General features: G+C 68.3%; 23 protein-coding genes. 18 read left to right on the plus strand and 5 right to left on the minus strand.

Going from position 1 to position 21,910, the window contains the following annotated elements; translation table 11 throughout:
- The first annotated feature begins 34 nt into the window (after positions 1-34).
- From Q5064_RS04835 to gluQRS, 17 genes are all read left to right on the plus strand, one after another.
- Entirely contained in the window at positions 35-1,966 is a 1,932-nt protein-coding gene (locus tag Q5064_RS04835) for an NADH-quinone oxidoreductase subunit L (protein ID WP_302962735.1), read from the plus strand.
- 13 nt (positions 1,967-1,979) lie between these two features.
- Complete coding sequence (locus Q5064_RS04840) at positions 1,980-2,849, plus strand: complex I subunit 1 family protein (protein ID WP_302962737.1); 870 nt, start codon at positions 1,980-1,982, stop codon at positions 2,847-2,849.
- Between the two features lie 12 nt (positions 2,850-2,861).
- Entirely contained in the window at positions 2,862-3,305 is a 444-nt protein-coding gene (nuoB, locus tag Q5064_RS04845) for an NADH-quinone oxidoreductase subunit B family protein (protein WP_302962739.1), read from the plus strand.
- Positions 3,306-3,311: 6 nt separating this feature from the next.
- Positions 3,312-4,031, plus strand: a complete 720-nt coding sequence (locus tag Q5064_RS04850) for an NADH-quinone oxidoreductase subunit C (protein WP_302962741.1) — start codon at positions 3,312-3,314, stop codon at positions 4,029-4,031.
- Between the two features lies 1 nt (position 4,032).
- Positions 4,033-5,121, plus strand: coding sequence for a nickel-dependent hydrogenase large subunit (locus tag Q5064_RS04855; RefSeq protein WP_302962743.1), 1,089 nt, complete (start codon positions 4,033-4,035; stop codon positions 5,119-5,121).
- Between the two features lie 6 nt (positions 5,122-5,127).
- The gene (locus tag Q5064_RS04860) at positions 5,128-5,478 is read left to right on the plus strand and encodes a 4Fe-4S binding protein (protein ID WP_302962745.1); all 351 of its coding nucleotides are present in this window, start codon (positions 5,128-5,130) and stop codon (positions 5,476-5,478) included.
- A 195-nt stretch (positions 5,479-5,673) separates the two neighbouring features.
- Complete coding sequence (locus Q5064_RS04865; RefSeq protein WP_302962747.1) at positions 5,674-6,342, plus strand: CDP-alcohol phosphatidyltransferase family protein; 669 nt, start codon at positions 5,674-5,676, stop codon at positions 6,340-6,342.
- Positions 6,329-8,863, plus strand: coding sequence for a VanW family protein (locus Q5064_RS04870; protein ID WP_302962749.1), 2,535 nt, complete (start codon positions 6,329-6,331; stop codon positions 8,861-8,863). Before Q5064_RS04865 ends, Q5064_RS04870 begins: the two co-directional genes overlap by 14 nt.
- Before the next feature lie 4 nt (positions 8,864-8,867).
- Positions 8,868-10,148 carry a phenylacetate--CoA ligase family protein gene (locus Q5064_RS04875; RefSeq protein ID WP_302962783.1) on the plus strand — a complete coding sequence of 427 codons (1,281 nt, stop codon included), beginning with the start codon at positions 8,868-8,870 and terminating at the stop codon, positions 10,146-10,148.
- Complete coding sequence (locus Q5064_RS04880) at positions 10,148-10,579, plus strand: amino acid-binding protein (RefSeq protein WP_302962751.1); 432 nt, start codon at positions 10,148-10,150, stop codon at positions 10,577-10,579. Before Q5064_RS04875 ends, Q5064_RS04880 begins: the two co-directional genes overlap by 1 nt.
- Positions 10,563-12,077, plus strand: a complete 1,515-nt coding sequence (locus Q5064_RS04885) for a D-alanyl-D-alanine carboxypeptidase family protein (RefSeq protein ID WP_302962752.1) — start codon at positions 10,563-10,565, stop codon at positions 12,075-12,077. Before Q5064_RS04880 ends, Q5064_RS04885 begins: the two co-directional genes overlap by 17 nt.
- Positions 12,078-12,088: 11 nt before the next feature.
- On the plus strand, positions 12,089-12,529 hold the full coding sequence (locus Q5064_RS04890; protein WP_302962754.1) for an FHA domain-containing protein: 441 nt from the start codon (positions 12,089-12,091) through the stop codon (positions 12,527-12,529).
- Between the two features lie 60 nt (positions 12,530-12,589).
- Positions 12,590-14,314, plus strand: coding sequence for a thiamine pyrophosphate-dependent enzyme (locus Q5064_RS04895; protein ID WP_302962756.1), 1,725 nt, complete (start codon positions 12,590-12,592; stop codon positions 14,312-14,314).
- Positions 14,315-14,324: 10 nt separating this feature from the next.
- Positions 14,325-14,918 (plus strand): indolepyruvate oxidoreductase subunit beta, encoded by a 594-nt coding sequence (locus Q5064_RS04900; RefSeq protein ID WP_302962758.1) that lies wholly within the window; start codon positions 14,325-14,327, stop codon positions 14,916-14,918.
- Between the two features lie 5 nt (positions 14,919-14,923).
- Entirely contained in the window at positions 14,924-15,367 is a 444-nt protein-coding gene (locus tag Q5064_RS04905) for an amino acid-binding protein (RefSeq protein WP_302962784.1), read from the plus strand.
- A gap of 2 nt (positions 15,368-15,369) precedes the next feature.
- Entirely contained in the window at positions 15,370-16,752 is a 1,383-nt protein-coding gene (locus tag Q5064_RS04910; RefSeq protein ID WP_302962760.1) for a phenylacetate--CoA ligase family protein, read from the plus strand.
- Positions 16,753-16,794: 42 nt separating this feature from the next.
- Positions 16,795-17,766, plus strand: a complete 972-nt coding sequence (gluQRS, locus tag Q5064_RS04915; protein ID WP_302962762.1) for a tRNA glutamyl-Q(34) synthetase GluQRS — start codon at positions 16,795-16,797, stop codon at positions 17,764-17,766.
- 21 nt (positions 17,767-17,787) lie between these two features.
- Here gluQRS and Q5064_RS04920 read toward each other — a convergent pair whose 3' ends face one another.
- The 5 genes from Q5064_RS04920 to nrdR all read right to left on the minus strand — a co-directional run bounded on the left by Q5064_RS04920 (position 17,788) and on the right by nrdR (position 20,870).
- Positions 17,788-18,717, minus strand: a complete 930-nt coding sequence (locus Q5064_RS04920; RefSeq protein WP_302962763.1) for a prenyltransferase — start codon at positions 18,715-18,717, stop codon at positions 17,788-17,790.
- A gap of 97 nt (positions 18,718-18,814) precedes the next feature.
- On the minus strand, positions 18,815-19,411 hold the full coding sequence (locus tag Q5064_RS04925) for a hypothetical protein (protein ID WP_302962764.1): 597 nt from the start codon (positions 19,409-19,411) through the stop codon (positions 18,815-18,817).
- Between the two features lie 46 nt (positions 19,412-19,457).
- A complete protein-coding gene (locus tag Q5064_RS04930) occupies positions 19,458-19,967 on the minus strand; it encodes a hypothetical protein (RefSeq protein WP_302962766.1) in 510 nt (169 codons plus the stop codon).
- Between the two features lie 13 nt (positions 19,968-19,980).
- The gene (dut, locus tag Q5064_RS04935) at positions 19,981-20,415 is read right to left on the minus strand and encodes a dUTP diphosphatase (RefSeq protein ID WP_302962767.1); all 435 of its coding nucleotides are present in this window, start codon (positions 20,413-20,415) and stop codon (positions 19,981-19,983) included.
- An 8-nt stretch (positions 20,416-20,423) separates the two neighbouring features.
- On the minus strand, positions 20,424-20,870 hold the full coding sequence (gene nrdR, locus Q5064_RS04940) for a transcriptional regulator NrdR (protein WP_302962768.1): 447 nt from the start codon (positions 20,868-20,870) through the stop codon (positions 20,424-20,426).
- A gap of 293 nt (positions 20,871-21,163) precedes the next feature.
- On the opposite strand from nrdR, the gene lexA reads away from it, so the two are divergent.
- Positions 21,164-21,796 (plus strand): transcriptional repressor LexA, encoded by a 633-nt coding sequence (gene lexA, locus Q5064_RS04945; protein ID WP_302962770.1) that lies wholly within the window; start codon positions 21,164-21,166, stop codon positions 21,794-21,796.
- The last annotated feature ends 114 nt before the right edge of the window (positions 21,797-21,910 follow it).

Genomic DNA, 21,910 nt, shown 5'->3' on the forward strand with positions numbered 1-21,910 from the left:
GCGGGGCCAAGAAGAAGGGTAAGGAGGATCCTGCATGGAACTCAGTCTCGGACTGCTCGGCTTCCTCATCGTGTTCCCCCTGATCGTGGCCGCCGTGCTGCTCGTCGTGCGGCAGGAGGCCCCGCGGCGCATCGTCGTCGTCGCGGCCGCCGTCGTCATCGCCGTGGCATCGGTCGCGCTGGTGCTCGGGAACCTGGGGGCGCCGCGCGTGTCGTTCGCCTTCGCGAGCGAGGTCGTCGACTTCCTCTGCACGGGCGTCTCGATCGCCATCGCCGCGGTCATCATCGCCTTTTCCGTCCGCTATAAGAATGTGTGGGCGGCCGCGCTCGCCGCGGTGCAGATCGCGGGCACGCTCGTGCTCGAGTTCGTCTTCGCCCACGAGATCGAAGTGCCCTTCGGGCTGTACTTCGACTCGCTCTCGCTGCTCATGGCCTTCATCATCGGCGTGGTGGGCAGCGGCATCTGCGTGTACGCGCTCGGCTACATGGAGGACTTCCAGGCCCACGAGCCCGAAGGGGCCCCCGACCGGCGCCCGATGTTCTTCGCGCTCATGTTCGTGTTCCTGTCGGCCATGTTCGTGATCGTCTTCTCCAACAACATGGAGTGGATGTTCACCGGCTGGGAGGTCACCACGGTGTGCTCGTTCCTCCTCATCGGCTACACGCGCACCGACGAGGCGATTGCCAACGCCTTCCGCCAGATCATCATGAACCTGGCCGGCGGCCTCGGCTTCCTCCTGGCGCTGTACTGCTGCGCCATCAGCGTGGGCACCTTCGCCTTCGACGAGTTCCTCGCCCTCGGCGTGGCCTATCCGGCCGTCACGGCCCTCCCGGTGACCGCGCTCGCCTTCGCGGGCATCACCAAGGCCGCCCAGATGCCCTTCCAGACTTGGCTTCTGGGGGCTATGGTGGCCCCCACGCCCACGAGCGCCCTTCTGCACTCGTCGACCATGGTGAAGGCGGGCGTCTTTTTGCTCGTGAAGCTCGCGCCGGTGTTCTCCGTGTCCCCGGCGCCGGCCATCATGGTCATGCTCGTGGGCGGCATCACCTTCGCGCTCTGCTCCTTCATGGCCATCTCGCAGTCCAACGCCAAGCGGGTGCTGGCCTACTCCACCATCGCGAACCTCGGCCTCATCTGCGCCTGCGCCGGCGTGGGCACACCTGAGGCGGTGTGGGCGGCGTGCTTCCTCATCCTGTTCCACGCCATCGCGAAGTCGCTGCTGTTCCTGTGCGTCGGCACCGCCGAGCACCACATCGGCAGCCGCGACATCGAGGCCATGGATCTCCTGTTCGACCGCATGCCTCGCCTGGCCCGCTTCATGATGCTCGGCATCATGGGCATGTTCATCGCGCCCTTCGGCATGCTGCTGGCGAAGTGGGGCACGCTCGTGTCCTTCGTGGACGCCCGCCAGGTGGCCCTCATCGTGATCCTCGCCTTCGGCAGCGCCGCCACGTTCATGTTCTGGGCCAAGTGGCTCGGCAAGCTCGCGGGCATCGCGGGCGAGCCGGAGAACGTGGAGGTGACCGTGAAGCCCACGGAGTGGGCGTCGCTTCTGCTCATGGCCTGCCTGTTCGTGCTGGGCTGCGTGTTTCTGCCCCTCATCTCCGCCGCGGTGGTGGAGCCCTACCTCTTCTCGGTGTACGGCGCGGCCGCCCGGGACATCTCCGCCGACAACCTGTGGCTCGCCTCCATCTGCACCGTCGTGGTGGTGCTCGTGCTGTTCGCCGGCGTGGGCGCGAAGCCGAAGGGGCGGCAGGTGGACGTGTACCTCGCCGGCGTCAGCCGCGACAGCGGGGCGCGCACCTTCCAGAGCGCCCTGTCGGGCACGGCCGAGGCCAGCGCGCGCAACTGGTACATGGAGGCCGTCTTCGGCGAGGGCCGCATAGCCCCGGTGGGCGTGGTGTTCAACACGCTCATCATGGCCGCCGCCTTCCTCGTGGCCCTGTTCACCCCGATCGTTCTCTAGAAAGGAGCGTGCAATGTCTTTGATCTCAACGCTCATCGGCACCCTCCTGTTCGCGATCCTCGGACCGGTCGTCGGCTGCCTTCTGGCCGGCCTCGACCGCATCGTGAGCGCCCGCATGCAGGGGCGTGTGGGACCGCCGCTCCTGCAGCCCTACTACGACGTGCGCAAGCTCTTCGAGAAGGAGCGCGCCTCGGTGAACTCCGTGGAGCGCGTCTACGTGGGCGCGGCGCTCCTGTTCGCCCTCATCGCCGGCGGCGTGTTCTTCTCCGGCGGCAACCTGCTTTTGTGCGTGTTCGTCATCACGCTGTCGAGCCTGTTCTTCATCATGGCCGCCTACTCCACCCGCAGCCCCTACGCCGAGGTGGGAGCCGCCCGCGAGACGCTGCAGGTGATGTGCTACGAGCCCATGGTGCTGCTCATGGCCGTGGCCTTCTTCCAGGTCACCGGCTCCTTCGACGTGGCCGCGGTGCTGGGCATGCCGCACCCGGTAGTGTGCACGGCGCTGCTCGTGTTCCTCGGCGTGCTGTTCATCCTCACCATCAAGCTGCGCAAGTCGCCCTTCGATTTGGCGCTGTCCCACCACGCCCACCAGGAGATCGTCCGCGGCGTGACCACCGAGATGAGCGGCCCCACCCTCGGCATGGTGGAGATCATGCACTGGTGCGAAAACGTGCTGTTCATGGGCTGGATCGCGATGTTCTTCGTGTGGGGCAGCCCTATCTCCGCGATCGTGGCTATCGTCGCCGTGGTGCTCGTGTACTTCCTGGAGATCTGGATCGACAACAACTTCGCCCGCGTGAAGTGGCAGTTCATGTTCAACTCGGCGTGGCTGGTGGCCCTTGTGGCCGGCGGCGTGAACATCGCGCTGCTCGCGTTTCTGTAAGGAGGTGCCGACATGGCATTCGCTTCTAAATCGCCCTGGGTCATCCACTACGACGGCTCCAGCTGCAACGGCTGCGACATCGAGGTGCTGGCCACGCTCTGCCCCGGCTTCGACGGCGAGCGCTTCGGCGTCATCAACACCGGCAACCCCAAGCACGCCGACATCTTCCTCGTCACCGGCAGCGTGAACGAGCAGAACATCGAGGTGGTGCGCGAGATCTACAACCAGATGCTCGAGCCGAAGGTGGTCGTGGCCTGCGGCATCTGCGCCTGCTCGGGCGGCGTGTTCCACGACTGCTACAACGTCATCGGCGGCGTGGATAAGGCCATCCCCGTCGACGTGTACGCCCCGGGCTGCGCGGTGCGCCCCGAGCAGCTCATCGACGCTATCGTGGCCGGCGTGGCGAAGCTCGACGAGAAGTCGGCGGCGATGAAGGCCGCCCGGAAGGGAGCGTGAGCGCCCATGGACAAGTTCAGCCAAGCATTCAACGAGGTGGCACTCGCCGAGGTGCACGATTTGGCCGCCAAGCGCGCCGAAGAGGGCTGGCGCTACGTGCAGATCCTCGCGGTGAACACCGAGAACGGCGTTGACCTCGTGTACTCCTACATGAAGGACGGCCTGCTCGAGAACGACACGGTCGTCGCGGTTGGGGAGGGGGATACGGTCCCCTCCATCACCGACCTGTTCCTGGAGGCCTTCGTCTGCGAGAACGAGATCCACGACCTGTACGGCGTGGCTATCGAGGGCATGGCCATCGACTTCGGCGGCATGTTCTACCAGCTGGCCGAGAAGGCTCCCATGACCGTGGTGAGCCCCGAGCAGCTGGCGGCCCGCGAGAAGGCGAAGAAGGTGGCCGCCGCCAAGGCAGCCAAGGAGGCCGCCAAGAAGAAGGAGTCCGTCGAGCCCGATGCGGCCGGCCCCTCCGAAGAGGAGATCCAGGAGAAGATAGCGGGACTCGACCCGGAGAAGGCGGCGAAGGTGCGCGCAGCCATGGAGGCCAAGGCGAAGAAGGCAGCTGCGGCCAAGGCCGATGCGGGCGCCGCCGCCGCGCCGACGGGCCTGACCGAAGAGGAGATCCAAGAGAAGATTGCGGGCCTGGACCCCGAGAAGGCCGCCAAGGTGCGCGCCGCGCTCGAGGCCAAGGCCAAGAAGGCCGCGAAGGCAGAAGGGGAGGGGAACTAGCATGGGCAAGGCGACCGTCATTCCCTTCGGCCCGCAGCACCCGGTGCTGCCGGAGCCTCTGCACCTCGATCTGGTGGTGCAGGACGAGACCGTGGTGGACGTGCTCCCGCAGATCGGGTTCGTGCACCGCGGCCTGGAGAAGCTCGTGGAGACCCGCGACTACAACCAGTTCATCTACATCGCCGAGCGCATCTGCGGCATCTGCGCCACGGGGCACTCCATCGGCTACGCCGAGACGGTGGAGGCGCTCATGGGCGTGGAGATCCCCAAGCGCGCCGAGTACCTGCGCATCATCTGGCACGAGCTGTCCCGCGTGCACTCGCATCTCCTGTGGCTGGGGCTGGCCGCCGACGCCTTTGGCTTCGAGAGCATGTTCATGCACTGCTGGCGCCTGCGCGAGCGCGTGCTCGACATCTTCGAGAAGACCACGGGCGGCCGCGTCATCCTGTCCGTCGTGAAGGTGGGCGGCGTGGTGCGCGACATCGACGCCACCCAGATGGCCGAGATCATCTCGGTGCTCGACGGTATCAAGGACGATTACACCAAGATCATGAACACCCTGCTCACCGACACCTCGGTGAAGAACCGCACGGTGGGCGTAGGCTACCTCTCCACCGAGGATGCCCGGGCGCTTTCCATGGTGGGGCCGTTTGCCCGCGCCTCGAACCTGCCCTACGACGTGCGCTCCTTCGGCAAGGGGGCCTACGGCGACCTGTCCGACTTCGAGCCCATCGTGGCCACCGAGGGCGACTGCTACGCCCGCGTGAAGGTGCGCTGCCTTGAGGTGCTCCAGTCCATCGACATCATCAAGGAGCTGGCGGCCAAGATGCCCGCCGGCGACATCGAGGTGACCGTGAAGGGGGCTCCGGCCGAGGGCGCCCAGGCCTCCAACGTGCTCGAGCAGCCCCGCGGCGAGTGCTACTACTACGCCCGCGGCAACGGCTCGAAGAACCTCGAGCGCATGCGCATCCGCACGCCAACCTCGCAGAACCTCGCCGGCATGACAGTGGCGCTCAAGGGGTGCGACCTGGCCGACGTGAACATGATCATCCTGACCATCGACCCCTGCATCAGCTGCACGGAAAGGTAGGCGACCATGGGAAGCTTCAAACTGGGGGGCATGACCCTCGGATCGCTGTTCAAGAAGCCCGAGACCCTGCTGTACCCGGCCGAGCAGAAGCCGGCCCCGGCGGGGCTCAAGGGCCATATCGAGAACGAGGTCGCGCTCTGCATCCTCTGCGGCATCTGCGCCAAGGCCTGCCCGGCCGACGCCATCGTGGTGGAGAAGAAGGAACGCACCTGGTCCATCGACCCGTTCCGCTGCGTGCAGTGCGGCAGCTGCGTGCGCGCCTGCCCCAAGGCGTGCCTGCACATGCTGCCCACCTACACGCCCATTGCCACGGCCCAGTCGTGCACGGTGGTGGAGGTGCCCGATCCGAAGGCCTAGGGCTGCGCGAGGCCCCGGCGATGCACCGCTTTCGCCCGCAGCGGCCCCGGTGACGGAATCGTAAGGTGGACGCTCCGTTAAGTTTCGTGGGGATGCGTTGCATACGGCGCGCATCTGGTAAAATGTCAAAAATCTGGCACTATCGTCCGGACTCCGCCCACGGAGTCCGGATTTTTTGGGAAGGGGAAGGCGTCGATGGCCGAGATGGAGAAGCATGGGACGGGAGGGGCCGACGAGGTCACCCGCGATATCTTCACGCTCGCCAACGTGGTCTCCCTCGTGCGGCTGCTCATGGTGCCGCTCTACCTGGTCCTGCTCTTGAACGGGCAGAACCTCGCGGCAACCCTCGTGTTCGCCACGGCCGCGGCTACCGACTTCCTCGACGGGCAGATCGCCCGGCGCACCCACACCGTCTCCCGCCTGGGGCAGCTGCTCGACCCGGCTATCGACCGCATCCTCATGGTCACGGGCGTGCTCGGCGTGTTCCTCGTGGGGCGCATCCCCCTGTGGGTCATCGTCGTGGTGATCGTGCGGGACGCCTACCTGCTCATCGGGGGCGGCTGGCTCCTCTCGCGGCACCGCATCCGCGTGCCCGTCGTCTACCCGGGCAAGTTCGCCACCACGTTTCTGTTCATCGGCTTCTCGGGGCTGCTCTTGAACTGGCCCCTCATCCCCGGGCTGGGCTGGTGCGACCTCTCGTGGCTGCCCGGCTTCAACGGCGAGGCCGTCTCCTGGGGCATCTGGTTCATCTACGCGGGGCTCGCGCTGTCCCTCGGGGTGACCGTGTACTACTCCGTCAGCGCCGCGGGCAAGCTTCGCTCCGCGCTCGCCGCGGAAAGGCTCTCCGGACATGGCGCCGCGTAGGGACAGCGCCGAGCGCCCCCGTCCGACGCGCCGCGCCGCGGGCTCCCTCTCCATGCCTTCGGTGCGCGACGGGCGGACCGCCTCCGGTGCGGGCGAGCGCCCGTCAGGAGCTGCCGCGCGCGAGGGAGCCGGACGTCCGGCCCGCCCCGACCGGCCCTCGTCCCCGCGGCCGCGTCCCACGTCCTCCCAGGCCTCGGGGAGCGCTCCCCGGCACGGCCAGGACCGGCCGAGCCGCGCCGGCAGCCACGCCGCCGACGCATCCCGCGCGCGCCACGCGGGCGCGCGGCCGGAGCGTCCGACGGCGGCAGGCCGGCCCTCGCGCCCCGGCGCCTCGACGCCCCCGCCCCGACGTCCCTCGGCCTCTCCGGCACCCGCAGCGGGCCGCCGCGCCCGGCGGGGAGGCGCGCCCGACTACGCGAGCCCGCGCATCCAGCATTCTCCCATCGTGCAGCCCCGCCGCAGGCGCAAGCTGCCCGTCATCGCGGTCACCGTCGTGCTGCTCGCCGGACTTCTCGGCGGGGGCGCCTGGGCCGCCGACCGCCTCATCAACGACGCGCGCATCTACGCCGGCATCTCCATCGGCTCCGTCGACGTATCGGGCATGACCGTCGAGGAGGCCCGCGCCGCCGTGAGCGAGGCCTACGGCGACCGCGCCTCCCGCGGACGGGCCGTGGTGTACGCGAGCGAGGAGGCCCGCGCCTCGGTGGATGTGGAGGCCGAGCTGGCCGAGCAGGAGGCCCAGGCCGAGCAGCTCTCGGTGGAGGAGGCCCGCGCCGACAAGCTTCTGTGGGTGGCCGAGGCGGGCACCCTGGGCGCGCACCTGCCGGTCAGCGAGCTGGTGGACGAGGCCTTCGCCATCGGCCGGGACGGCGACGTGGCCGCCCGCATCGACGCGGCCCGGGAGGGCCGGTCGGTGCCCGTGCGCCTCGCCTTCGACGAGGAGGCCGTGGAGGCCCTCGCCTCGGACATCGACGCCACCATCGGCGAGCCCCGCCAGGACTGGGACGTGGCCGTGGAGGAGGGCCAGGCCCGCCTCGTGGAGGGCCACGAGGGCACCATCGTCGACCGTGCGCACTTCACCGATCTTCTGACGGAGGGCTTTCTGGGGGACGATCCCGAGAACGTCTCCTTCGTGGCCGAGGCCTCCTACGCGCCGCTGCGCATCGACGAGGCCGGCGCCGAGAAGGCCCGGGCCGCCATCCAGGCGGCCCTGGATACGGGAGCCTCCTTCTCCTTCGAGGGAACCTCCTGGACCCTTTCCGGCCAGGATCTGGGGAACTGGATCGCCACCGAGGTGCGGCCGGCGGGCGAGGGCTACGTGCTCGCCCCCGTGCTCGACGAGAAGACGGCCCGCGCCGATCTGATCGGCCTCATCCGCGACGCCGGGTTCGCCTCGGCGGTCACGGTGTCCTTTGACCGGGCCGACGGGGAGGTGTGGGTGTCCACGGGCGCCGGCAGCCGCTACCCGCTCGTCGCCGACGCGCTCGCGGTCGCCCGCGAGGCGCTCTTCGGCGAGTTCGACCGCTCGGGCACCGCCGTCTCGGGGGCGCCCTCCGTCGAGATCGGCTGGGGGGACGCGCCGGCCCGGGCCACCTTCGACGAGGCGGTCGATCTGGGCCTCATCGGCGAGATCGCCTCGTTCACCACCGAGTACAACGACGGGGCGGGGACCGCCAACCGCCGCCACAACATCCACCACGCCGCCGACCGGCTTACCGATTCCGTCGCGGAGGCGAACGGGGGCACCTGGTCGTTCAACGACGTCATGGGGGAGGCCAACGAGGCGAACGGCTTCCAGGCCGCCCACGCCATCGTGAACGGCGAGTACGAGGACGCCATCGGCGGCGGCATCTGCCAGGTGGCCACCACCGTGTTCAACGCCGTGTTCGAGGCGGGCTTCCCCGTGACCGAGCGGCGAAACCACTCCCTCTACATTTCCAGCTATCCCACCGGCCGCGACGCGGCTATCGCGTATCCTGATCTGGATCTTTCCTGGGTCAACGACAGCTCCTCCGACGTGCTCGTGCGCACGCGCTACACCGACACCACTCTCACCGTCACCCTCTACGGCATCGACCCGGGCTACGTGGTCACCGCCCAGACCGGCGACTGGGAGGAGGGCGAGGCCTACAAGACCCGCACGAAGGTGGACGAGAGCGAGCCGGCGGGAACCCGCTATGTGAAGACCAAGGGCGCCGACGGCCGCCGCGTGACCGTGCACCGCATCGTGCGCGACCGCGCGGGCAACCTGCTGCACGAGGAGGACTTCGTGTCGAACTACGCCCCCATCGACGAGGTGATCGTCGAGGGCCCCAACGCCCCCGGCGCCGATGCGCCCGCCGAGGAGGAGGCCGACGACGGCGAGGCCCACCCCGACGAGGGCAAGCCGTGGGACGAGATAACGAGCTCCGAGAAGCCCATCGAGGAGCAGGAGCGGGACCTGGAGAAGGAAGCCGAGAAGGACAAGGCCGAGGAATCGGACGACGATAAGGAGGACGCCCGTGTTTCAACCGGAGATTGAGGCGATGCCCCGCGAGGAGCTTCGCGAGCTGCAGCTTGAGCGGCTGCGCGAGTCGGTGCGCAACGCCTACGAGAACGTGCCGCTCTACCGCGAGCGCTTCGACGAGGCCGGGGTGACGCCCGACGACATCACCTGCCTGGAGGATCTGGAGAAGTTCCCCTTCGTGGTGAAGCAGGACATGCGCGACAACTACCCCTTCGGCATGTTCGCCCGCGAGAACGCCGACGTGGCCCGCATCCACGCCTCCTCGGGCACCACGGGCCAGGCCACGGTGGTGGGGCACACGGCCGCCGATCTGAAAAACTGGGGCGACTGCTTCGCCCGCGGCATCGCCATGGTGGGCGGCTCCCGCGAGTCCACCATCCAGGTGTCCTACGGCTACGGCCTGTTCACGGGCGGACTTGGGGCCCACGCCGGCGGCGAGGCCATGGGCTGCACCGTCATCCCCACCTCGTCGGGCAATACCAAGCGCCAGGTGCAGATGCTCAAGGACTGCAAGACCGATATCCTGTGCTGCACGCCTTCCTACGCGCTGCTCATCGCCGACACGGCTATCGAGATGGGCTACGACCCGGCTACCGAGTTCCAGGTATCGGGCGGCATCTTCGGCGCAGAGCCCTGCTCGGAGAACATGCGCCAGGAGATCGCCGACAAGCTGGGGCTGCAGTACTGCGACGTATACGGCCTATCGGAAATCATGGGCCCGGGCGTGGCCATGGAGTGCGCCGAGCGCGGCGGCCTGCACATCGCCGAGGACCAGTTCCTCTGCGAGATCATCGATCCCGAGACGCTCGAGGTGCTCCCCGACGGCGAGGTGGGCGAGCTCGTCATCACCACGCTCACCCGCGAGTGCTCGCCGATGATCCGCTACCGCACCCGCGACGTGACCACCATCAACGCCGAGCCGTGCGCCTGCGGGCGCACCCACCGCAAGATCGGGCGTTTGCTCGGGCGCACCGACGACATGCTCATCATTCGCGGCGTGAACGTGTTCCCCTCGCAGATCGAGCAGGTCATCACCGAGTTCCCCGAGATCGCGACCCAGTACCAGATCGTGCTCACCACCCGCGGCCCGCTCGATCATGTGGAGCTCCAGGTGGAGACCGAGCCCGATTTCCCCATCGACGAGGTGCGCCTTTTGGAGGACCTGCGCAGCCGCCTGGCCGCCGCGCTCAAGAGCAACCTGCAGGTGGCCGTCGACATCAAGTTCGTGGAACCCAAGACCATCGCGCGCTCGGAGGGCAAGGCCAAGCGCGTCATCGACCTGAGAGGGGAGGCCAACTAATGATCTCGCAGCTCACCGTTTTCCTCGCCAACGAGAAGGGGCGCCTGGCCGCCGCCAGCCGCACGCTCGCTGACGCCGGCATCAACATGCAGGCGCTGTTCATCGCCGACACGGCCGACTTCGGCATCGTGCGCATCTTCTGCGACACTCCGGCGCTGGCCGCCGCCACGCTCGCCGAGGCGGGCTTCCGCGCCACGCTCACGCCGGTCATCGCCGTGTCGGTGGCCGACGAGCCGGGCACCTTGGCGCGCCTTCTGGAGTTCTGCCACGAGTCCTCGATGAACATCGAGTACGGCTACTGCTTCGCCGCCGGAGACGGCCACGCCATCGACGTGCTGAAGATCGAGGGCGACGGCGCCGAGGAGGCGCTGGCCCAAGCCGGCTTCACCGTCCTCGCGCCGGAAGAGGTCTACGTTGTCGATCCGAGCTAGCCGCCAAGTGGCCGCCGCGCCCCCGAGCGGCCGCCTGACTCGGTACGCGCTCGCCCTCGCGCTGGCGCTCTCCCTCGCCTGGCCGCTCGCCGCGGCACCTGCGGCCTGGGCCGATGTGCGAGCCGAGGACGTCATCCTCGGGGAGACCGTGGAGGCGCGGGGGCTGCCGGCGGTGGCCTGCCCGAACGTGACGGCGCAGTTCGCCATCCTCGTGGGCGAGGACGGCAGCGTGCTGTTCTCGCGCGACGCCGACGCGAGCTCGCACATCGCCTCCATCACCAAGGTGATGACGGCCATCGTGGCGCTCGACTCGGGGCTGCCCCTCGACACCCTCGTCACCGTCACGCCGGAGGCGGCGGCGGTGGGGGAGTCCTCGGCGAACCTGCTGGCGGGCGACACCCTCACGCTCGAGGCGGCGCTCACCGGGCTCATGGTGCCCTCGGGCAACGACGCGGCCATCGCCATCGCCGAGACGGTGGGATCGTCGCTGGCCCAGCAGGGGCAGAGCCCCAACGACGCCTTCGTGGCCGCCATGAACGCCAAGGCCGCCGAGATCGGCATGACGCACTCGCTGTTCTCCAACCCCCACGGCCTCGACATCGACGAGTTCGACAACGAGATGTACTCCACGGCCCAGGACGTGGCCGTCATGTGCGCCTACGCCATGAAGAACGACACCTTCCGCTCCATCGTGGCCAAGCCGAGCGCCCAGATCGCCGTCACCCGCGCCGACGGGCAGGTGGCCACCCTCGACCTGACCTCGTCCGACATGCTCCTCGGGGTGTACGAGGGGGCCTGCGGCATCAAGACCGGCTACACCGAGGCCGCCGGCAACTCCTTCGCCGGCGCGTGCAACCGCGGCGGGGGCGACCTCATCTCGGTGGTGCTCGGCTGCCCCTCCGACACCGCCCGCTTCGACGACACGAAGATCCTCTTCAACTGGGTCTACGACAACCGCGTGAGCTACAAGCTGGCCCACAGCGACCGTACGGCGACCATGGAGGTCGACGGGGCGCGCCGCGAGGTGCCCGTCATCGCCGAGGTCCCCTTCACGGCCTGGCCCGACAAGCGCGTCCCGGCCACCCTGGCCGATCCCGACGCCGCCGTGGAGGTGTTCGCGCCGGCGGGCAACGTGAGCCAGGAGCTCGTCTTCGACGACCTGCCCGGCTCGGTGCGCGCCGGCGACAAGGTGGGTACCGCCAACTTCTACCAAGGCGGCCAGCTCATCGCCACCCAGGACCTCCTGGCCTGCGAGAACGCCGCAGCGCCCGACTTCTTCCAGGGCATCGGCATCTGGTGGGACCGCCTGTGGCACGGTCTTGCCGGCGAGGACCTCGTGGCCGAACCCGTGGTGGTGAACGAGTGCCCGCTCATCTACGACAAGTCGTCCACGCGGGGCGCCCAGTCGGTGGCCGCCCTCGCCTCCGGCGAGGAGGACGGCTCCGACGAGCCCCGAGACGATCAGCAAGCGGACCCGGCAGCCGGGTCCGGCGAATAAGGAGGACGGCCATGACCGAACTTTGCCCTGTATGCTCCCACGCGGTATCGCCCGAGGACGCCGTGTGCCCCACCTGCGGCTTCAAGCTGCTCGGCGCCACCCAGGCCTTCGAGCCGCTCGCCATGGAGGGCGATGCCGCCCCGGTGCGCGAGGCTGCCCCGGCACGCGCGTCGCTTTCGGTGGTGCGCGGGCCGAAGGTGGGCATGGCCTACGCGCTCGGCAGCGAGCCGGTCACCATCGGCCGCTCGCCCCAGTGCACCATCTTCCTGAACGACATGACCGTCTCGCGCATGCACGCCGCCATCGAGCCCGAGGGCGGCTGCTACGTCATCCGCGACGCGAACTCGTTCAACGGCGTGTGGGTGAACAACGAGAACGTGGAGGCGCGTACCCTGCGCCCGGGAGACTTCATCCAGATCGGCACCTTCTGCCTGCAGTACGAGGAGAACTAGGCGTCTGCCGGGGCACGGGGAAGCGCCCAGCCCCGGCAGCGTGGGGAAGCGAGGAGATACATGGAACTGATGTCGGGAAACGAGGCCATCGCCCAGGGCGCGTGGGAGGCGGGGTGCGCCATCGGCGTGGCGTACCCGGGCACGCCCTCCACCGAGACCCTCGAGGCCTTCGCGGCCAAGGAGGGCGTCTACGCCGAGTGGTGTGTGAACGAGAAGGTGGCCGTCGAGGTGGGCATCGGCGCCTCGGCCGCCGGCGCGCGGGTGCTCGCCACCATGAAGCACGTCGGCGTGAACGTGGCCGCCGACCCGCTGTTCACGGCCGCCTACACCGGCGTGGGCGGCGGGTTTGTCATCCTGGCCGCCGACGATCCGGGCATGTACTCCTCCCAAAACGAGCAGGACTCCCACTACTACGCCCAGGCGGCCGCCATTCCCTGCCTCGATCCGGCCGATTCCGCCGAGGCGCTCGCCTTCGCCCGCGACGCCTTCGATATCTCCGAGCGCTTCGACGTGCCCGTGATGCTGCGCTCCTCGGTGCGTATCTCGCACACGAAGACGCCGGTGGAACCCGGTGAGCGCGTCGAGCGGCCGCTTTCGCCCTACGAGAAGAACCCGGCGAAGTGGGTCATGATGCCCGCCTTCGCCAAGCCCCGCCGCATCGTGCAGCTTGCGCGCATCGACGCGCTGCGGGAATGGGCGGAGACGTGCCCCTACAACGAGGTGCTGCGCCGCGGTGATAAGATCGGCGTGGTGTGCGCCGGCGCCGCCTTCCAGCACGTGGCGGAGGCGCTGCCCGAGGCCTCCGTCTTCAAGCTGGGCGTCACCTGGCCGCTTCCCGCGGCGGCGCTGCGCGATTTCGCCGACAGCGTGGAGCGCCTCTACGTGGTGGAGGAGGGCTCCTGCTACCTGACCGATGCCGTGGCCGCCTGCGGCGTGGCCGTGAGCGAGCCGCCCTGCGGGCTTCCGCGGGCCGGCGAGCTGTCCCCGGGCCTCGTGCGCGCCGCCTTCGGCCTCGAAGAGCCGCCCCACGCCGATGCCGCGCCCGATGTGCCGGCGCGCCCCCCGGCGCTGTGCCCGGGATGCCCGCACCGGCTCGTCTTCAAGGAGCTCGCCCGCATGCGCGCCATCGTCACCGGCGACATCGGCTGCTACACCTTGGGCGCGCTGCCGCCGCTGTCGGCCATGGACACCACCGTGGACATGGGCGCGTCGGTGTCCATGGCCCACGGCTTCGAGCTGGCGCTGGCCGGCACCGAGCACAAGCCCGTCGCCGCCGTCATCGGGGACTCCACCTTCGCCCACTCGGGGCTCTCCTCGCTCATCTCCACGGTGTACAACCGCGGTGCGGGCACCGTGTGCGTGCTCGACAACCGCACCACCGCCATGACCGGCCGCCAGGGCAACCCCTTCAACGGCGTGACCCTGCAGAACCGGCCGAGCCGCGAGCTGAACATCGAGGCCGTGGTGGCGGCCCTTGGCGTGGATGACGTGCGCACGGTGGACCCCAACGACGCCGCGGCGGTGCGGACCGCCCTCAAGGAAGCCACGGCCACCGACGACATCTCGGTCATCGTGTTCCGCTCGCCCTGTGTGCTTCTGGAGCGCAAGCCGGCACGGCCTTTGTGGGTGAACGCCTCGTGCACGGCCTGCGGCTCGTGCGCCACCCTGGGCTGCCCGGCCATCGCCCGCGACGAGCGCGGCGTGGCCCTGATCGACACGGCCCTGTGCATCGGCTGCGGCCAGTGCGTCCAGTACTGCCGCTTCAACGCGATCGTTCCGGAATAGGGAGGCGATGATGGAGAACAAGACCACGACCGTGCTCCTGTGCGGCGTCGGCGGCCAGGGCACCATCCTGGCGGCCGACCTGCTGGCCGCCGCCTGCCTCGCGGCGGGGCGAGATGTGAAGGTGTCCGAGATCCACGGCATGGCCCAGCGCGGCGGCGCGGTGACCACCGTGGTGCGCGTGGGCGACCACGTCGAGTCCATGGTGTCCGACTTAGGCGCCGCCGATGTGGTGGTGGCCTTCGAGACCACCGAGGCCCTGCGCAATCTGCCGCAGCTGGCCGCGGGTGGCTCGCTTATCGTGAACGACGAGGCTATCAAGCCCCTGCCCGTGCTGACCGGCGCGGCGAAGATGCCCGAGCGTGCCCGGGAGCGCCTTATCGAGGCCGGGGCCCTGCTCGTGCCTGCCGATGCCATCGCGCGCTCCTGCGGGAACGCCAAATGCGCGAACGTGGTGCTCGTGGGGGCGCTCTCGGCGATGCTCGACATTCCCGAGGACATCTGGGAGCGCACCGTGGCGGCGCGCGTACCCGAGCGCACCGTGGAGGCGAACCTCGCGGCGCTTGCGGCCGGGCGCGCCTTCGTAGCCGAGAGAGAAGGGGAGTGAGCGTTATGACCGTGTCCCAGATCAGCGTCTTCGCCAACAGCCGTCCCGGCCATATGGGCCGGGTGCTGGGCCTGTTCGAGGAGGCCGGCGTCAGCGTGCGGGGTTTCTCGGCGGCCGACACCGGCGAGTACGGCATCCTGCGCTTTGTGGTGGACCGCCCCGAGGCGGCGCTCGCGGCGCTCAAGGAGGCCGGCTGCGCCTGCACCGTCACGCCGGTGCTCTGCCTGAAATTGGAAGATACACCCGGTGAGCTCTCGCGCGTCATCGGGGTGCTCGCCCGCTGCGGCATCAACGTGGTGTACTGCTACTCGATGATCTCCACCTACATCGTGCTCTCGGTGACCGACGCCGAGCGGGCCCGCGAGCTTCTGGCCGAGGAGCCGGTGGAGATGATCTCCCAGGACGACATCGCCCGCTTCGTCGCCGCGCGCGACGGGAAGGAGGCCTAGCCGTGGAGGTTCCCGCCACCATCGATGTGACTGCCAAGGGCGGGGCGCTCGCCGCCGCGGCGGCCGGCCGCTTCGACGCGTTGCCCATCTACAAGCCCGAGATCGAGTGCGCGTCGCGCGAGGAGATCCGCGCCGTGCAGCTTGCCAAGCTGAAGGAGACGGTGGCCTACGCCTACGAGCGCGTGCCGTACTACCGCGAGAAGATGGACGAGATGGGCGTGGCGCCCGCCGACATCCAGACGCTGGACGATGTGCGCAAGCTGCCCTTCACCGACAAGGCCGTGCTGCGCGACACCTTCCCCTTCGGGCTGTTCGCCGTGCCCATGGACGAGATCCGCGAGCTGCACTCCTCATCGGGAACCACGGGAAAGCCCGTGGTGGTGGGCTATACCGAAGGCGACATGGATATGTGGAGCGAGTGCATCGCGCGGCTCGTGCAGATGGCGGGCGTCGTGCCCGGGGATGTGGCCCAGATGGCCTTCGGCTACGGCATGTTCACCGGCGGCTTCGGGCTGCACTACGGCCTGCAGCGCCTGGGCTGCGCCATGATCCCGGCCGGATCGGGCAACACCGAGCGCCATATCCAGATGATCGAGGACTACGGCACCACGGTGCTCGTGGCCACGCCCTCCTATGCCATGCACATCTGCGAGGTGGGGGAGGCCATGGGCTACGACTGGGAAGCCTCGCCCCTTCGCGTGGGCCTCTTCGGCGGCGAGCCGTGCCCGCCGGGGCTCAAGGCCGAGATCGAGCGCCGCATGCACATCGTGTGCACCGACAACTACGGGCTCACCGAGGTGATGGGGCCGGGCGTGTCGGGCGAGTGCCTGGCCGAGCGCTTCCAGCAGCACATCGCCGAGGACCACTTCCTGTGGGAGGTGGTCGATCCTGAGACCGGCGAGCCGGTGGGCGAGGGCGAGGTGGGCGAGCTCGTGCTCACGCCGCTTTGCAAGCAGGGCATTCCCGTGCTGCGCTACCGTACCCACGACCTGACCGCCGTGCACACCGAGCCCTGCGCCTGCGGGCGCACCCTGGCGCGCATGGACAAGGTGCGCTCGCGCTCGGACGATATGCTCATCATCCGCGGCACCAACGTATTCCCCTCGCAGATCGAGGACGTGCTCACGGGCATCGAGGAGGTCACGCCCCACTACCACATCATCGTGCGGACGAAGAGCGGCATGGACGAGCTCATCGTGGAGACCGAGCTGCGCCCCGAGGCGTTCTCCGATTCCTTCGAGTCCATGGACGCCCTGCGCGCCCGCATCGCCGAGAAGCTGAAGGGCACCCTGCTCGTGGCGCCGACGGTGCGCCTCGTGGAGCCCGGCGGGATCGAGCGCGCCATCGGCAAGGCGAAGCACGTCGACGACCAGCGCGGGAAATAGGCCGCATCGGGCGGCAATCGCGCAGGAAGGGGCGGCTGCTCCATGGAAACCTCGGAAGCCCTGTCCGGCACCTCTCCCGCGGGCCCATCGGCCCCCGTCGTCGGGCGCTTCGCGCCGTCGCCTTCGGGGCGCATGCACGCGGGAAACATCTTCTCCGCGCTCGTCGCCTGGCTTGTGGCGAAGTCCCAGGGCGGCCGCATCGTGCTGCGCATCGAGGACTTGGATCGGGATCGCTCGAAGCCCTGCTTCGCCGATGCCGTGCAGCGCGATTTCGAGCGGCTCGGCCTCACGTGGGACGCGGGCCCCTGCTTCCAGCACGACCGCGACGAGGCGTACCGGGCGGCGCTCGAGTCCCTCGAAAGGCGGGGGCTTCTGTACCCGTGCTACTGCACCCGGGCAGACCTTCACGCCGCCTCGGCTCCCCACCGCGGCGAGAAGCCGGTGTACCCGGGCACCTGCAGGCACTTGAGCGACGCCGAGCGCGCCTGCCGGGAGCGCGAGGGGCGCAGAGCCGCCACGCGCCTTATAGTTCCCGACCGCGAAGTCGCCCTGCGCGATCTCATCCAGGGCGATTACGCGCAGAACCTCGCCGAGGAGTGCGGGGACTTCCTCGTGCGCCGGGCCGACGGGGCCTTCGCCTACCAGCTGGCCGTGGTGGTGGACGACGCCGCCCAGGGGGTGAATTCAGTGGTGCGAGGCGTGGACCTGCTGTGCTCCACACCGCAGCAGATATACCTGCAGGAACTTCTGGGGCTTCCGCGCGCGGCCTACGCCCACGTGCCGCTCATCGTGGGGGAGCTGAACCGGCGGCTGTCGAAGCGCGACCGTGACGCCGCCCTCGACGAGCTTCTGGCGCGCTACCGCACGCCCGAGGCGGTGATCGGGCACATCGCGGGCATCACGGGGCTGGCGCCGACGGACGAGCCGGCCACTCCCGAGGAGCTGCTGCGCGATTTCTCCCTCGAGGACCTCGGGGCGCGCTTCCCCGACCTCGTCCAGATTCCCTGGCACTAGGACCTTCGGGAGGACGCTGCCCTAGAGCATGAGCGCCGCGGCGTAGAAGGCACCGAGCGCGACATTCACGCTGGCCACCTGCCCCATGGCGCCGATGCGGGCGGCAGGGGAGAGGGGGTTTCTCCACTGCGCGGCGAAAAGCGGGTAGGCGGCAAGCGCCATGAAGGGCATCACGATGAGGCCGCGGGAAAACCACAGGGCGACGACGAGGGCGATGAGGACGACCCAGGCGGCCATGAGCCCGTGGTAGGCCGCCCGCGCGCGCTCGCGGCCCAGCAACACCGGAAGCGTGCGGCGCCCGGCCTCAATGTCCTTCTCGATATCGCAGGCATTGTTGGTCATCATGATGAGCCCCACCCCGATGACGGTGGGCAGCGCCCAGACGAGCACCGTGAAGTCGAGCACGCCGGTGAGCGCCTGGAAGCAGGCCAGGGGGATAAGACCGCCCATCACGATACCGCTGACCGCCTCGCCCACGGGCAGGTAGGACAGCGGCGTCTTGCCGCCCGAGTAGGCGACGACGATGACGGCTCCGACGAGGGCGATGACGAGGGGGATGGGCCCCCGGGCGGCGATCACGAGGACGCCGAGCAGGAAGGCGGCGGCCAAAAAGCCGATGGCGAGCCGGCGCACCGATCGGGGGTTCACGTTGTTGTACACGAGCACGGCATCGGTGACCTCCACGTTGTCGTCGGCCGTGTCGCTACCCTTCACGAAGTCGAAGTAGTCGTTGAACGTGTTCACCGACGCCTGCATGAGGACGCAGATGACGAGCAGGAGCGCGGCCATGAGCGGGGAGGGCTCGTAGCCGCGGCCCACGGCGCATCCCACCGCCACCAGCACGGGCATGACGGAGGCGGGCCAGGTGTGCACCGCCGCCAGCTGCCAGGCCAGGGCGGGGGAGAGGGGAGAGTACCCTCCCCTCTTGCTCTGCTCTGATATCGTACTCATGTTCGCTTCTTCCAATTCTCGAAAACTACCTCGGGTTATTATAGAAGAAGGCGCCCTTTGCGGGGCGCCTTCGGCACGAGACGGCATCGCCTCCGCGCTAATTGGTCATGAGCGCCGCAGCGATGTCGCCGGATGTCGACGACGCCGGCTCCCATCCGTTGTCGGTCTTCGTGTAGTTGATCGTGACCGGCTCGGTTGCGGCCAGCTCCACGCCGTCCAGGGATCCGATGACGATCTCGCCGATCTTCTTGTTGATGTCGTCGTTGGAGAGCCCCACGAGCGAATCGGGATCCTCGGTGATCGCGTCGACTGCGGCCTGCAGCGCCTGCTGGTAGCCGGTGTAGCTCTTGCAGGTGAGCGTGATCTGGGCCTTGGCCGTATCGCCTTCGACACTGATGGAGTCGATGCTGTAGTCGAAGCCCTCGAGGTAGGCCTTCATGAACTCCACGCCGTCGATGCCGTACACCGACAGCTGGCTCATGTTGATGCTCTCGGAGAAGTCGGTGACGAAGGAGTCGTCGATGTTCTTGATGCTATCGAGCTCGCTCGTGAGCTTCTCGCGAATGACATCCTCGGCGCTCTGGCCGCCCGAGCAGCCTCCGAGGACGCAAAGCCCCGCAGCCATCGTCAAGGCGACGAGAGCAGCGAGAATCCCATGAGTAAGGGTACACGATTTCGACTTTACATAACACATATTATCATCCTTTCATCTCTCAAGGGACAGAAAGCGAGAGTGGCGGCTAGCCCCAGGCGCTGCCGCCGCCGGTGCCCGGGACATCTTGGATCGAGCCGGCGGCGTCGCCGAGGATGGCCGAGTAGTCGCCGGTCTGCATCGCCTCGAGGAGCACGGGCATCATGAGCGCGACGCTCACGGCGTTGAGCGTCAGCGCCACCGCGGCGATGACGATGCCCATGAGCGCGGTCTGCTTGAGGGCGCGGGCGTACAAGCGCTCGGAAGGCTCCATGGCCGCCAGGGTGCGGCGCACCTTCGCGAAGGCGATAATGCCGCATACGAGCGCCACCGTGCTCAGGGCCACGCCGCCGATGATGAGGGACACCGGGCCGGCAATGGTGGCGATGGTGGCCAAGGTGCGCGCGGACTTCAGCTCGTAGTCGGTGCCCGTGGGGCGCGGCACCTGCGGCTCTTGCGGCCCGGGCAACCCCGCAGGGTCGCCTCCGGTCGGAAGCTGGCCCTCGGGACTGTCGGCGCCCGAGGGCTCCTCGGGTTTCCTCTGCTGCAGATCGGTCATGGGGGCATCCTCTCTAGCGGACACCGCTGCTGCCGAAACCCTGGGCCCCGCGGGAGCTTTCCGGCAGTTGATCGGTGTTATGTAAAGTAACAAAGGGAGTGGCGATGATCGTCAGTTGCGCGATGCGGTCGCCGACCTCGAAGGAGAACTCCTCGTGGGCATCGAGGTTCACAAGGACGACCATGATCTCTCCGCGGTAGCCGCTGTCCACGAGGCCGGGAGCGTTCACGACGGAGACGCCGTGGCGCGAGGCCAGCCCGCTGCGCGGGATGACGAGGCCGGCGTAGCCCTCGGGTATGGCCATGGAGAACCCGCACGGCACCGTCATGCGCTCGAAGGGCTTGAGGGTGCCCGACACGGCCGCCCGCAGATCGAGCCCTGCGTCGCCCGGATGGGCGTAGGCCGGGGCGGGAAGATCGGGGTTCAGGAGGGAGACGCTCACATCCATGGCGGCCCCTACCCTATCTCTCCGAGCGCGGCGGAGAACTCCTCGACGCTCTGGAAGTCCTTGTAGACGCTCGCGAATCGAATATAGGCGACGTCGTCGAGCTTGGCCAGGCGCGCGAGGGCCATGTCGCCCAGATCCTTCGACTTGATCTCCATGCGCTGGGTCGAGCGCAGCTCGGCCTCGATGCTCGCGATGAGACTGTCCACCTTCTCGGGCGTGATGGGCCGTTTGGCGCAGGCGATCAGCAGGCCCCGCATGAGCTTCGCGCGATCGAACACCTCCGAGGAGCCGTCGGCCTTGATGACGATGATGGGATTCTCGGCCAAGCGCTCGTAGGTCGTGAAGCGCGTGCCGCACTCGAGGCACTCGCGACGCCGGCGTATGGAAAGGCCCTCGTCCGCCGAGCGGGAGTCGACGACCTTCGATTCAGGGTAACCGCAGGAAGGACAGCGCATGGATTCTCCTAACAATGAGTCGGCTACCCATGATACCTCATAGGCGCCGCCGGCCCCCGTTCTTCAAAACATTGCTACCGTCGCGACACGTCGGCTTCCGTTGTCGTCAGGCGAAGAATACGAGGAAGGACGCTATGGTGCCGAGGGCGAAGGCGATGGGGAATTCGTATCGGCTCATTTTTTCTCTCCTCTCCCCTTGCGTAGAACCTTTGTTCGCAGTTATAATAGAACGAACAAAGGTTCATGTCAATGAAATTTCCAAACAAATGTACGCCTGATAGAAAGGACGCGCGATGACTCAGAAAGTGACCAGGCGGCAGCAGGCGGTGCTCGACTGCATCGAGGCGTGCATTCGCGAGAAGGGCTACGGACCCACGGTTCGGGAGGTGTGCCAGACCCTCGGCCTGTCCTCCCCCTCCACCGTCCACGTGCATCTCAAGGCTCTCGAGGACAAGGGCTACATCAAGCGCGACCCCCTCAAATCGCGCTCCATCGCCCTCACCTACCCCATTGACGAGGCGCCCTCGGCCGCCCTGGCAGACAGCTACAGCAAGCTCGTCAACGTGCCGCTCGTGGGCGATGTGGCCGCAGGCTCGCCCATCCTCGCCCAGGAGAACATCACCGACACCATCACCCTGCCCACCGATATCGTGGGCGACGCGCCGTCGTTCATGCTGTCGGTGCGCGGCGACTCGATGGTGGAGGTCGGCATAAACGACGGCGACTACGTCGTGGTGAAGGAGCAGCCGGTGGCGAACAACGGCGACATCGTCGTGGCCATCGTGGACGACGGGGCCACCGTGAAGCGCTTCTACAAGGAGACCGACCATATCCGCCTGCAGCCGGAGAACTCCTCCATGGAGCCCATCATCGTGAGCGACTGCTCCATTGCCGGCAAGGTCGTGGCGGTGTTCCGCCGCCTGTAGGGTCCATCCGGCTCCATCTACCCGAGGAGGGCGGCTGCGGCGATAGGTTGCGGCCGCCCTCCTCTTATCACGGGACTCCTCTCCCCTGCCCCTCGGGCAGAAGCTCGTGCGCGG

Source organism: uncultured Adlercreutzia sp., from assembly GCF_958431955.1.
Classification (GTDB): Bacteria; Actinomycetota; Coriobacteriia; order Coriobacteriales; family Eggerthellaceae; genus Adlercreutzia.

Coding starts and splice junctions, on each gene's coding strand:
- Q5064_RS04880 (WP_302962751.1), top strand. CDS start 10,148: ATGATCTCGCAGCTCACCGTTTTCCTCGCCAACGAGAAGGGGCGCCTG.
- Q5064_RS04835 (WP_302962735.1), top strand. CDS start 35: ATGGAACTCAGTCTCGGACTGCTCGGCTTCCTCATCGTGTTCCCCCTG.
- Q5064_RS04905 (WP_302962784.1), top strand. CDS start 14,924: ATGACCGTGTCCCAGATCAGCGTCTTCGCCAACAGCCGTCCCGGCCAT.
- Q5064_RS04865 (WP_302962747.1), top strand. CDS start 5,674: ATGGCCGAGATGGAGAAGCATGGGACGGGAGGGGCCGACGAGGTCACC.
- Q5064_RS04925 (WP_302962764.1), bottom strand. CDS start 19,411: ATGTGTTATGTAAAGTCGAAATCGTGTACCCTTACTCATGGGATTCTC.
- lexA (WP_302962770.1), top strand. CDS start 21,164: ATGACTCAGAAAGTGACCAGGCGGCAGCAGGCGGTGCTCGACTGCATC.
- Q5064_RS04875 (WP_302962783.1), top strand. CDS start 8,868: ATGCCCCGCGAGGAGCTTCGCGAGCTGCAGCTTGAGCGGCTGCGCGAG.
- Q5064_RS04870 (WP_302962749.1), top strand. CDS start 6,329: ATGGCGCCGCGTAGGGACAGCGCCGAGCGCCCCCGTCCGACGCGCCGC.
- Q5064_RS04930 (WP_302962766.1), bottom strand. CDS start 19,967: ATGACCGATCTGCAGCAGAGGAAACCCGAGGAGCCCTCGGGCGCCGAC.
- nuoB (WP_302962739.1), top strand. CDS start 2,862: ATGGCATTCGCTTCTAAATCGCCCTGGGTCATCCACTACGACGGCTCC.
- Q5064_RS04860 (WP_302962745.1), top strand. CDS start 5,128: ATGGGAAGCTTCAAACTGGGGGGCATGACCCTCGGATCGCTGTTCAAG.
- nrdR (WP_302962768.1), bottom strand. CDS start 20,870: ATGCGCTGTCCTTCCTGCGGTTACCCTGAATCGAAGGTCGTCGACTCC.
- dut (WP_302962767.1), bottom strand. CDS start 20,415: ATGGATGTGAGCGTCTCCCTCCTGAACCCCGATCTTCCCGCCCCGGCC.
- Q5064_RS04895 (WP_302962756.1), top strand. CDS start 12,590: ATGGAACTGATGTCGGGAAACGAGGCCATCGCCCAGGGCGCGTGGGAG.
- Q5064_RS04920 (WP_302962763.1), bottom strand. CDS start 18,717: ATGAGTACGATATCAGAGCAGAGCAAGAGGGGAGGGTACTCTCCCCTC.
- gluQRS (WP_302962762.1), top strand. CDS start 16,795: ATGGAAACCTCGGAAGCCCTGTCCGGCACCTCTCCCGCGGGCCCATCG.
- Q5064_RS04850 (WP_302962741.1), top strand. CDS start 3,312: ATGGACAAGTTCAGCCAAGCATTCAACGAGGTGGCACTCGCCGAGGTG.
- Q5064_RS04840 (WP_302962737.1), top strand. CDS start 1,980: ATGTCTTTGATCTCAACGCTCATCGGCACCCTCCTGTTCGCGATCCTC.
- Q5064_RS04900 (WP_302962758.1), top strand. CDS start 14,325: ATGGAGAACAAGACCACGACCGTGCTCCTGTGCGGCGTCGGCGGCCAG.
- Q5064_RS04890 (WP_302962754.1), top strand. CDS start 12,089: ATGACCGAACTTTGCCCTGTATGCTCCCACGCGGTATCGCCCGAGGAC.
- Q5064_RS04855 (WP_302962743.1), top strand. CDS start 4,033: ATGGGCAAGGCGACCGTCATTCCCTTCGGCCCGCAGCACCCGGTGCTG.